The sequence below is a fragment of the Bacteroides sp. CAG:189 genome (assembly GCF_000432295.1).
In the GTDB taxonomy this organism is placed as follows: domain Bacteria; phylum Bacteroidota; class Bacteroidia; order Bacteroidales; family Bacteroidaceae; genus Bacteroides; species Bacteroides salyersiae.
The window spans coordinates 66209-77321 of sequence record NZ_HF991056.1 but is presented as its reverse complement, the minus strand read 5'-3'; the positions used below and the strand labels follow the sequence as shown (position 1 = coordinate 77321).

Here is an 11113-nt window from a genome sequence, read left to right as displayed (position 1 = left end):
AAGAGTGATAAAAAAAGCATCTTCCCAATTATTATTACAACGCTGTAATCGTCCGGCAATAACCTCTGCTTTCTGCTGAAAACGCTCTGTTTGCAAAGCAGTCAGCCAAGAATGAATGGTCAGTCCAGGCAAAGAGGCAAGAACAGAATAACAAGGAGGATAAGTATCTGCCCGGCAAAGTTCGTCATAGTGCAGTCTTATGTGCTCCGGGCAAGTAAGCTCTATTTGAGGCAGTTGTTCGCCGTTGGGCCGTATCACTTCACAATCGGCCTGCTCCACCACATGCAGGATGACCGAATCGTAAGCCTTGTCCTGATCATGTCCATGCCTGTACCAATCGGAAGAAGCTGTGTGTATTTCTACGTTTCCCACCCAAAGAGTACCATCTATCTTTAACTTTGCATTAAAAAAATCCGGACCGGCATGTGAGTTTTGCAAACCGGCATCAATGACCTCTACCGGCAAGCCGGAAGTTGTCTGCAATAAGTTGAGGGGAAATATTTTGTGTTTCCAGACATAGTATAGAAGTTGTTCCATGTTAACAAGACGTTAATGTATTCGACAAATGTAATAAAAATCTTATCTTTGCGACTATTATTTTGAATATAAGTCAGTAAAACAATGAAAATAGCATTAATCGGCTACGGAAAAATGGGCAAAGAATTGGAAAAAGTCGCCCTCAGTCGCGGACATGAAATTGTCTGCATTATCGATATCAATAATCAAGGCGATTTCGAATCCGAAGCATTTCGTTCTGCGGATGTAGCGATCGAATTCACCAACCCGATGGTAGCCTACAGTAACTATATCAGAACCTTCAAAGCCGGTGTAAAATTGGTTTCGGGCAGTACCGGATGGATGGCCGAGCATGGTGACGAGATAAAAGAACTTTGCGAGAAAGAGGGAAAGACCCTGTTCTGGTCTTCTAATTTCAGCTTGGGAGTAGCCATTTTCTCCGCCGTCAACAAATACCTGGCAAAGATTATGAACCAGTTTCCGGCATACGACGTGACTATGAGTGAAACGCACCATATTCACAAACTCGATGCACCAAGCGGAACCGCCATCACTCTGGCCGAAGGCATTCTTGAAAATCTGGATCGCAAAAGCCATTGGGTAAAAGAAGAAGCCGCAACAACGGATGAACTGCCGATCCACTCCATCCGCGAAGGAGAAGTATTCGGAATCCACACCGTTCGTTACGATTCTGCCGCCGACAGCATTTCGATTACCCATGATGCCAAAAATCGCGGTGGGTTTGCCTTAGGCGCCATTTTAGCAGCCGAATATACAGCCGGTAAACAAGGATATTTAGGAATGAGCGATCTCTTTCCGTTTTTAGCCGACGAACCTTCGAAGCCGAGTTCTAAATAAACAAAAAACTATAATCATGAGAAAAGCAACGCGCGCACAATGGATTAAATGTGCCATCGCTATCATCCTTTACCTGATCTTCCTGGTATGGGTGAAAAGTTGGTGGGGACTCATCGTAGTACCTTTCATCTTCGACATTTACATTACCAAGAAAGTCCCCTGGTCCTTTTGGAAAAAATCGAAAAACCCGACCGTACGCAGTGTTATGAGCTGGGTAGATGCCATCGTTTTTGCTTTGGTAGCCGTATACTTTGTGAATATATATATATTCCAGAATTATCAGATCCCTTCTTCCTCTTTGGAGAAATCTTTGTTAGTGGGTGATTTCCTGTACGTCAGCAAGATGAGTTACGGCCCCCGGGTACCGAATACCCCCCTCTCCATGCCGTTGGCACAGCACACACTACCTATTATCAACACCAAATCATACATCGAGTGGCCTCAATGGGAATACAAGCGTGTTCCCGGATTCGGAAAAGTCAAAATGAATGATATCGTGGTATTCAATTTCCCGGCCGGCGATACCGTCGCCATCAACTATCAGCAAACGGACTTTTACGACAACATCGTTTATCGGGAAGGTAAAAGGCTGTATCCCAACCAAATCAATATGGATAGCCTCAGCCGCCAACAACAGCGTATCGTATACGACCTCTATCGCAATGCCGGAAGAAAATATGTACTTTCCCATCCCGAAGAGTTCGGTAAGCTTATCTACCGTCCGGTAGACCGTCGGGAGAATTATGTGAAACGTTGTGTCGGATTACCGGGAGATACATTACAGATCAAAGACCGCATCATATACATAGACGGTAAAGCACAGGAAGAACCGGAAGATATCCAATTCTTCTACAAAGTGGAAGCTACCGGAAACATCATACCGGCCGCCTTCCTGCATGATGAATTGGGATTGAGCAATGAAGATACGCAAGACTATCAGCCGGGAGCCACTACTTTCTACCTGCCTCTGACCAAAAAAGCACGCAATACACTGCTCGGCCGCAAGGATCTTGTCACTGCGATAGACCCCATTCCTACGAGACCATTACATGACCTCTATCCACAAAATCTATACACAAACTGGACAGTAGACAATTACGGCCCTATATGGATACCGTCCAAAGGTTCTACCATCACATTGACCATGGACAACCTGCCGCTTTATGAAAGATGCATCGTTGCCTACGAAGGCAATAAGCTGGAAGTAAAAGAAGACGGCATTTACATCAACGGACAAAAAACGGATAAATATACTTTCGGGATGGACTACTACTGGATGATGGGTGACAACCGCCACAACTCACAAGATTCCCGCTATTGGGGATTCGTGCCCGAAGATCATGTAGTCGGTAAACCCATCGTCGTATGGCTGTCTTTGGATAAAGACCGCGGATGGTTCAACGGCAAAATCCGTTGGAACCGTATCTTTAAATGGGTAAAATAGTAATTATTCAATCGATCAATGCGCCAATGTATGCATTGGCTGTACTATGAAGAGAAACCTGAAATGGATAATCGCCTTAACCGGAGCAATAATCATCGTACTATTGCTCCGTGGTTTTGCTTTTACCTCCTGTCTCATTCCTTCGGCAGGGATGGAAAATTCTCTTTTTCGCGGCGAACGCATATTGGTCAATAAGTGGAGCTACGGACTCCGCCTGCCTGTCATGTCCCTTCTCTCCTACCATCGATGGGGAGAACGGAAAATCCGGAAAGAAGATATTGTTGTTTTCAATAATCCCGCCGCCGTAACGGAACCGGTCATTGATAAACGGGAAGTGTTCATCAGCCGTTGTATAGGTGTGCCCGGCGATACTTTGCTGGTCGATTCTATTTTTTCCATCGTATCGTCCCGAAGTGCCTCCGCCCCCGACCGGAAAAGGCTGTATGTCTATCCACGAGAAAAAGAACAACTGCTGGATTCTCTCCTATCCATCTTATCCATCACTCCGAATGACCTGATGGGACAAGATTCCATCAACAACGTACGGAGTTTCAGCCGCTATGAATACTATTTACTGGAACAAGCCATGAACGGCAACAATTGGATACATCTGCTGGAACCCGGTCAAGAGAAACAGATAGCCAACCCGTTGATTATCCCGGGAAAAGGAAAGGCCATACGGGTATACCCGTGGAATAAAACCCTCCTTCGCAACACATTGGTACTGCATGAAGGGAAACAGGCCGAAATCAAGAACGATACATTATATGTGGAAGGACATGCCGTACAGCATTGTTATTTCACAAAAGATTACTATTGGATGGTCTCCGACAATTCCATCAACCTGTCCGATTCACGTCTCTTCGGTTTTGTCCCGCAGGACCATGTCATAGGAAAAGCCGCTTTCGTCTGGTTTTCTAAAGAAGACGGGAGCGGGCTATTCAACGGATACCGATGGAACCGTTTCTTCCAGCCGGTAAGATGAATGAGGGATTTATGATTTTTGAATTATGAATTATGATTTATGATTTATGAATATAGAAAGATGAAAACTGCATACTTATCTTCCGCCTATCTGGCTCCTGTAGAATACTACACTAAGTTAGTAACTTATGATAAAATCTACATCGAGCAACATGACCATTACATGAAGCAGACCTATCGCAACCGTTGCACCATTGCCGGCCCGGACGGGGAAATAGCGCTTTCTATTCCTATCATAAAGCCGGAAAACCTGAAATGCCCGATGAAGGACATTCGTATCTCCGATCACGGTAATTGGCGGCATATGCATTGGAATGCCATAGAATCAGCTTACAACAGCACACCGTTTTTTGAATATTACAGGGACGACTTTTATCCTTTCTACGAGAAGAAATATGTATTTTTAGCCGATTTCAACGAGGAGCTATGTCACCTTATCTGCCAACTGGCAGACATTCAACCGGACATCACACGAACGACAGAATACAAAACGGACTTTACTCCGGATGAATACGATTTCCGGGAAGCCATTCATCCCAAGAGAGATTTCCGGCAGACAGATCCGGAATTCATCCCCCGCGCCTATTATCAGGTATTCGAGCATCGAAATGGTTTCCGCCCAAATTTAAGTATCATAGACTTGCTGTTCAACATGGGCCCTGAAAGCCTGTTGATACTACAACCGGAAGCAAAAAGCAAATAAGAAATAACTTCCAACAAAAAAGAGGTCAGAAACAAATATTTCACCTCAAAATAAAGGCAGGAAAGAAACCGGAGTTTCCTTTCCTGCTTCCATGTCCTAAAGTAAATTGTGAAAAAACTCTTTCCTCCTGCCTTAAAACCGTCTATCACTTCTTTTAGAAGGATTCTGACCAGCGGACAGGGAAAAGAAGAACATGAAGCCTCCAATAACCACAGTGTAGCCTATGATGCACAAGTCATTGCTTTTGCCATGTATGCCGGAAACAAGACTACAGCCAGCCGGTTCATCAAGGAGTTTCCGGAATTCTCTTGAACAACCCATATCCTCAAAGCCCGTCCGGTCCCAATCGATTAGTCCGACGAGCTTTTCTTATGCCCCGCAAAACAGATGTAACACATCTTCCACCTTTCAAAAAGAAAAAAATCATTTCGTCCACATCACTCCAAGAAAATCCCAATTTTTCCACTTTATAAAAAAGTATATCCCCCTCCGTTTCATCGATATCAAATATTTTTGCGATGATCAAAACATGTGAAACTTTATAAATCAATCGATTATGAGAAACTATTGGAGGATTATCCTTTCCTTATTTTTAATCGGCAATGCTTTATCCGTCCAAGCTGCCGTCAAATCCTTTACCGAAACATTTGTTCTTTATACCGACTCGGAAGGATTAACCACTGCATACAATGAAGGTTGGTGTCTGGACGGAAAAGGTTCGGGCACATTCGGATATTATTCATCACGTTCCGGCACATTTCCCGACCCGTTAGACGATGGTACCATTACAATGGAATCGGACTGGCTGGACGTCAAAGGAGCCGGCAACAATAAAGGAGCGGTCTTCACTGTCACAGGAATTTCCGGATTGAAGCTCGCATTTCAAAGCGGCAGTTCGGTAACCCGTTACGTCCGTGCCGATATATCCGGTACTTCCGGCGCAAACATTACTTTAAAAGGAGGTAATGACGGTACAGAGGGCAGCATGCTGGAAACTTCCGAACTGATTCCCGCCGAGCAATACACGATTACCATCACATCCTGGGCAGACGAAGAATGTACCAGTGGCGCTGACAGCCGTTTGTATTATGTGGCTTTCATGGTAAATTCTGCCGATCTGCCTGCAGCAGCCTATGTTTACGATTCCCAGTATGCCAATTATTCAATATCCAAAGACCCGGTCTATCTGACACTGACAAAATCCTATAAGGTAACAGCCGTCGATGCAAACAATTACAATTCTGTTCCGGGTACTTATTACACAGAGACTTTAAAGGATTATGACCTGGTAGTTGCTTCCGAGTCCGTTGCCAGTACGAATAAATTCGGTATTGCCTTGGCCGGCCTTGCAGGCAAAGTACCGATGCTAAACCTGAAGGCATTCTACTACGGAAGCAGTTCATGGAACTGGGCGACGGCCGCCAATCCGACGGCAGGAGCTACCGGATGGAATCAGATTATTGTAGCCGATGCATTTAAAACCCATCCTCTCTTTGCAGATATCGACTTCACAAACGCCATCACCCTCTTTGACGGTACCGCAAAGACAAGCAACAATGTACAGAGCTACCATTCCCCCAAAGAAATCATCTCCGCAGACGATGTGCTGGCAACCAATGGTGCAAACGGATACAATGCCATTCACGAACATAAGCAAAGTAATGGTAAAAACACCTATATACTGATTCCCCTTTCGTATTCTGCCATCGAGACATTGACTCCGGATGCGAAAACACTGATTGCCAATGCGGCATCCTATGTAGCGGCTACTAAAAGCGAATACACCGCACCGGCCCAAGTAGAAGCTCCCGTCATCAGTTATGACAGTGACAATAAGGTGACTATCAGTTGTCCTACCAAAGGAGCTACCATCTATTACGGCAAAGATGTTTCCGCCCTGTCTGCATCTGCATCCGTTTATACGGAAAGCTTCTCTTTGGGCGTCACGACAACAGTCAGAGCCATCGCCGTAAAAGAAGGCATGCTTCCATCCGAAGAGGTTTCCGAATACATTGAAATCATCAGAGAATGCGGCCCGCAAGTACTCGACCCGGAGCGTCTGAACCGAGGTACCATTGCCACGTACACCAATGACGGCATGTTAGTCAGTTGGCGTTGGCTCGCCACCGATCCGGACGACATCGTTTTCAATGTATACCGCGACGGAACGAAGCTGAACTCGCAACTCCTGTCCTCACGCACCAATTATCTGGATGCCGAAGGTTCGGTTAATTCTAATTACACGGTCGAAGCAGTGAGTGGCGGTAAGATCATTGAGACTTCTACGGCATTGGTTCTGGAGAAAGGGTATCTGAATATTCCTCTCGACCGCCCGGCAGGAGGTACAGTTCAAGGCAGCAGCTATACTTACACCCCCGGTGATGCCAGCGTAGGCGATGTGGACGGAGACGGCGAATATGAAATCATCCTGAAATGGGATCCTACCAATCAATGCGACAACGGGCAGAACGGTAGCCAAAACTATACCGGAAACGTTTATCTGGACTGTTATAAACTGAACGGGACAAAATTATGGCGTATCGACTTAGGCGTCAACATACGTGCGGGCGCCCACTATACCCAATTCATGGTTTATGACCTGGACGGCGACGGAAAAGCCGAAGTAGCCTGCAAGACCGCCCCGGGTACCATTGACGGAAAAGGAAACAATGTAATCATGGGTAGTGATGACCCTAAGGCCGATTATCGCGGAACGCACGGCGGCAAACAAGGAGTTATCAAAACCGGACCGGAATATCTGACGGTTTTTGAAGGCGCTACCGGTAAAGAACTGTCTACAGTAGCCTATGAGCCGAGCCGTAACATCCTTTCAGATTCGGCATGGGGAGACAGCTTTGGCAACCGCTGTGAACGCTATCTGGCCTGCGTTGCCTATCTGGATGGGAAAAAGCCGAGCCTTGTGATGTGCAGAGGCTATTATACAGCCGCTTACCTGTGCGCTTGGGACTTTGACGGGAAAGAACTGAAAAAAAGATGGTTGCACGCATCTACTACGAAAGGAAAAGGAGCCTATGGTGAAGGTGCCCATAGCCTTACAGTAGGTGACGTAGACGGTGACGGATGCGATGAAATTGTTTATGGAGCCTGTTGCATCGACCATGACGGAAGCGTACTCTACCGCACCGGATTGGGCCATGGCGATGCCCTTCATTTAGGTGATTTCATTCCCGACCGTGAGGGTTTGGAAGTGTTCATGGTACACGAAGAAAAATCTGCTGCCTACGGTTTCGAGATGCGTGATGCCCAAACCGGTGAAATCCTTTCCGGGAGAAAGATGGGCTCAGATATTGGCCGTGGTCTTTGTGCAGATATCGATTCCCTCTCCCGTGGAGCCGAATATTGGTCATTGGCAAAGTTTAATATGACCAGTGACGGCAAGTATAACAGCATCACTTTCGACTGCAACGGCGACTCCATCTCCACCAAACGCCCGTCTGTCAATTTCCGCACTTACTGGACAGGTAATCTATCCGAAGAATTGCAGGAAAAAGGAGTCATCTCGCAATGGGTAAACAAAACATCCAGTTGTACTACCGTTACCGACTTTGTTTCCACTTACGGCTGTGGAGTGAATCTGATAAAAGATACCCCCTCTCTGCAAGCCGATATTTTGGGAGACTGGCGCGAAGAGTGTATCTATTATGACGAAAAGACCAAAAGCAATCTGATGATTTTCTCAACTCCGTTTACATCTCCTTACCGTGTTCCCTGCCTGATGCACGACCATATTTACAGAATGTCTATCTGCTGGCAGAACGTGGCTTATAACCAACCGCCTCATTTAGGATACTATCTGCGCGACTACGTCAAATACCAGCAATCCAACCCTACGGGTATATCACGGCCAGTCCTGACGGATGAACAAAGTAATGTTGAGATTCCTTTCACTCTGATTTCCGATGGCATTGTTATCCGGTATACAGATATGGACAATGCCTCCTCCAGCATCCGCGTCTACTCTTTAGACGGATTGTGCGTATATCATGTCACAAACCGACTTCAAGGAAGCGGAGAAATCAAACTGGAAGGTCTGGAAGGACTTAAAAAAGGCGTTTACCTGCTTTCTGTAGTCGTTGATGGAGTAAAGACCGTCAGAAAGATCATACAGTAAAAGACGATTAATTGAAAGATAAGCCCATCATTGGCAAATTGATTGCCGATGATGGGCTTATCTGTGTTATTCCACCAAAGCAACTCATCGTTTCAACCTATTGAAACGATGAGTTGCATACTGAAGAAACGGACAGTGCCAACGTATTGAAACGAATGGTTGCATACCGAAGAAACAAACTGTTTCAAACCGGTTGAAACTACCCCGCTATCTTCTTATTTCAATTCGAAAGGAACCACTCCTCTGATATCGGCAGCAGAAGCGGCAATCACAGCTTCGAACTTACCCGGTTCCGCTATCCACTCATGCTTAGCGTCATCAAAAAAGCTCAGAGCATCTTTGGCAACAGTAAAAGAGACCTTCTGCTCCTCGCCCGGTGCGAGCTTCACTTTCCGGAAACCTTTCAACTCTTTTACCGGTCGCGGCAAAGAGGATTTCTTATCACTAATATAAAGCTGCACGACCTCTTGCCCTTCACGGTCGCCGGTGTTCTTTACAGTAACCGTAAAAGTAATCGTATCGTCGGCCGTCATCGTCTTTTTATCGGCAACAGGCTTACCATATTCAAAAGTAGTATAACTCAGTCCGTGACCAAACGGGAAAAGCGGCTTCGCTTTCTTCTGTTTGTCGGCCCAACGATAGCCTACAAAGATGCTCTCATTGTATTTCTCATTCACAATGTCACCCACCTTTTCACTGCCGGGATATTCACCCAACTGATGGGCAGGTACATCCTCCAAACGGGCAGGAAAAGTGAAAGGCAATTTCCCGGAGGGGTTTACATCACCCATCAATACGGCAGCGATGGCATTTCCGGCCTCCGACCCCAAGAACCAAGCCTGCAAAACCGCCGGAACTTCCTTGATCCAAGGCATCGCTACGGCATTGCCGGAAACATTGACCACGACTAAATTCTGATTTACCTTGACCAATTCCGTGATAACCCTGTCCTGACCGTACGGCAAACCAAGACCGGTACGGTCAGAGTCTTCGCAATCCTGATGCGCACTCTTATTCAATCCGCCAATGAAAATAACATAATCGGCTTCACCGGCCACCCGGACAGCTTCGGCAATCAATTCTTCCGGGCTACGGTCATCTTTCAAATTCTGCCCGGAAACAACGCCGTTGTATTCGCCACTGGCATCCCCCACATATCCACGGGCATAAACCACTTTCGCACGATTACCGACACGATTGCGTATACCATCCAACGGAGAAATTTCCCGCTGTACCTTCAAAGAAGAGGAACCACCTCCCACAGTCATCATCTTCACGGCATTCTCGCCTATCACGGCAATCTTCTTTGTTTTAGCTAAATCGATGGGCAACAGGTTACCATTGTTTTGCAGCAATACGATACCCGCTTCCCCTATCTTACGGGCTGCATCATAATGCTCCGGAGACCGCATGGCACCATAAGGCCGGTTACGGTCCATCGTTGTACGGAAAGCCAGACGAAGAATGCGGCGCACTTTATCATCCAGTTCCTTTGTGCCTGCTTTACCCGATTGGATACGTTCAAGGTAAGGATCCGCTAAATAATAATTATCATAAGCATTGCTTGCCCCGTTGGAAAGACCGTCTGTCCAGCTACCGAATTCCATATCGAGTCCGTTGGTTATCGCCTGGTCTGTATCATGCACACCGCCCCAGTCGGATACCACCACTCCATCAAATCCCCATTCACCTTTCAGGATGTCATTCAGCAGATATTGATTGTGACAGGCATGCTGGCCTTTGTATAAGTTGTACGCCCCCATGATACTCCACGCTTTGCCCTCCTGCACAGCCGCTTTGAAAGCCGGGAGATAGATTTCATAAAGGGCGCGGTCGTCTACGATGACATTTGTGGTATGGCGGTTCACCTCCTGATTATTCAATGCATAATGTTTCACACAAGCGGCTACTCCGTTCTGCTGTACTCCCTGCACATAAGGAACGACCATACATCCGGCCAGATAAGGATCTTCGCCCATATATTCAAAATTGCGCCCGTTCAACGGGGTACGATAGATGTTCACTCCCGGTCCCAGCAGCACGGTTTTATTGCGATAACGCGCTTCCTCACCGATGCTTTTGCCATAGAGCATAGACATATCGGTATCCCAGGTAGCGGCCAGACAGGTCAATGCCGGAAAAGCCACACAAGAGTCATTGGTCCATCCTGCCTGGTCCCATTCATCCCATAACACTTCGGGACGTATGCCGTGAGGACCGTCTGTCATCCAAAACTCAGGGATTCCCAAACGAGCCACGCCCGGAGAACAGAATTTAGACTGTGCATGCGTGACCGCAATCTTTTCCTCCAGTGTCATTCGAGATAAGGCATCCTCTACTCTCTCTTCAACAGGTTTGCTATCGTCCAGATAGACGGGTGTCTGTGCCAATACCGGCAGAGCAACCAGGGATAAACCCAATAAGACTGATTTTGCTTTCATGATATGATCTATTGTATATAGTTAATCAAAGGAAA

At 46.5% G+C, this 11113-nt stretch carries 8 protein-coding genes; 6 read left to right on the top strand and 2 right to left on the bottom strand.

The genetic code is table 11. The features are described from left to right. On the bottom strand, positions 1-537 hold a 537-nt coding region (locus tag QVP90_RS08105), incomplete at its 3' end, for a DUF2851 family protein (RefSeq protein ID WP_288204087.1). 84 nt (positions 538-621) lie between these two features. On the opposite strand from QVP90_RS08105, the gene dapB reads away from it, so the two are divergent. From dapB to QVP90_RS08075, 6 genes are all read left to right on the top strand, one after another. Then, positions 622-1374 carry a 4-hydroxy-tetrahydrodipicolinate reductase gene (dapB, locus tag QVP90_RS08100; protein WP_021936132.1) on the top strand — a complete coding sequence of 251 codons (753 nt, stop codon included), beginning with the start codon at positions 622-624 and terminating at the stop codon, positions 1372-1374. Between the two features lie 16 nt (positions 1375-1390). Then, the gene (gene lepB, locus QVP90_RS08095; RefSeq protein ID WP_021936131.1) at positions 1391-2818 is read left to right on the top strand and encodes a signal peptidase I; all 1428 of its coding nucleotides are present in this window, start codon (positions 1391-1393) and stop codon (positions 2816-2818) included. A 46-nt stretch (positions 2819-2864) separates the two neighbouring features. Beyond that, positions 2865-3803, top strand: a complete 939-nt coding sequence (lepB, locus tag QVP90_RS08090; protein ID WP_005927715.1) for a signal peptidase I — start codon at positions 2865-2867, stop codon at positions 3801-3803. Between the two features lie 60 nt (positions 3804-3863). Then, complete coding sequence (locus QVP90_RS08085; protein WP_005927718.1) at positions 3864-4505, top strand: WbqC family protein; 642 nt, start codon at positions 3864-3866, stop codon at positions 4503-4505. A 108-nt stretch (positions 4506-4613) separates the two neighbouring features. Then, positions 4614-4817, top strand: coding sequence for an alginate lyase family protein (locus QVP90_RS08080; RefSeq protein WP_264380836.1), 204 nt, complete (start codon positions 4614-4616; stop codon positions 4815-4817). Positions 4818-5061: 244 nt separating this feature from the next. Further along, positions 5062-8637 carry a rhamnogalacturonan lyase family protein gene (locus QVP90_RS08075; protein WP_021936128.1) on the top strand — a complete coding sequence of 1192 codons (3576 nt, stop codon included), beginning with the start codon at positions 5062-5064 and terminating at the stop codon, positions 8635-8637. Between the two features lie 215 nt (positions 8638-8852). Here the strand turns inward: QVP90_RS08075 and QVP90_RS08070 are convergent, their stop codons facing one another. Continuing rightward, complete coding sequence (locus tag QVP90_RS08070) at positions 8853-11078, bottom strand: glycoside hydrolase family 3 C-terminal domain-containing protein (protein ID WP_021936127.1); 2226 nt, start codon at positions 11076-11078, stop codon at positions 8853-8855. Between the last annotated feature and the right edge of the window lie 35 nt (positions 11079-11113).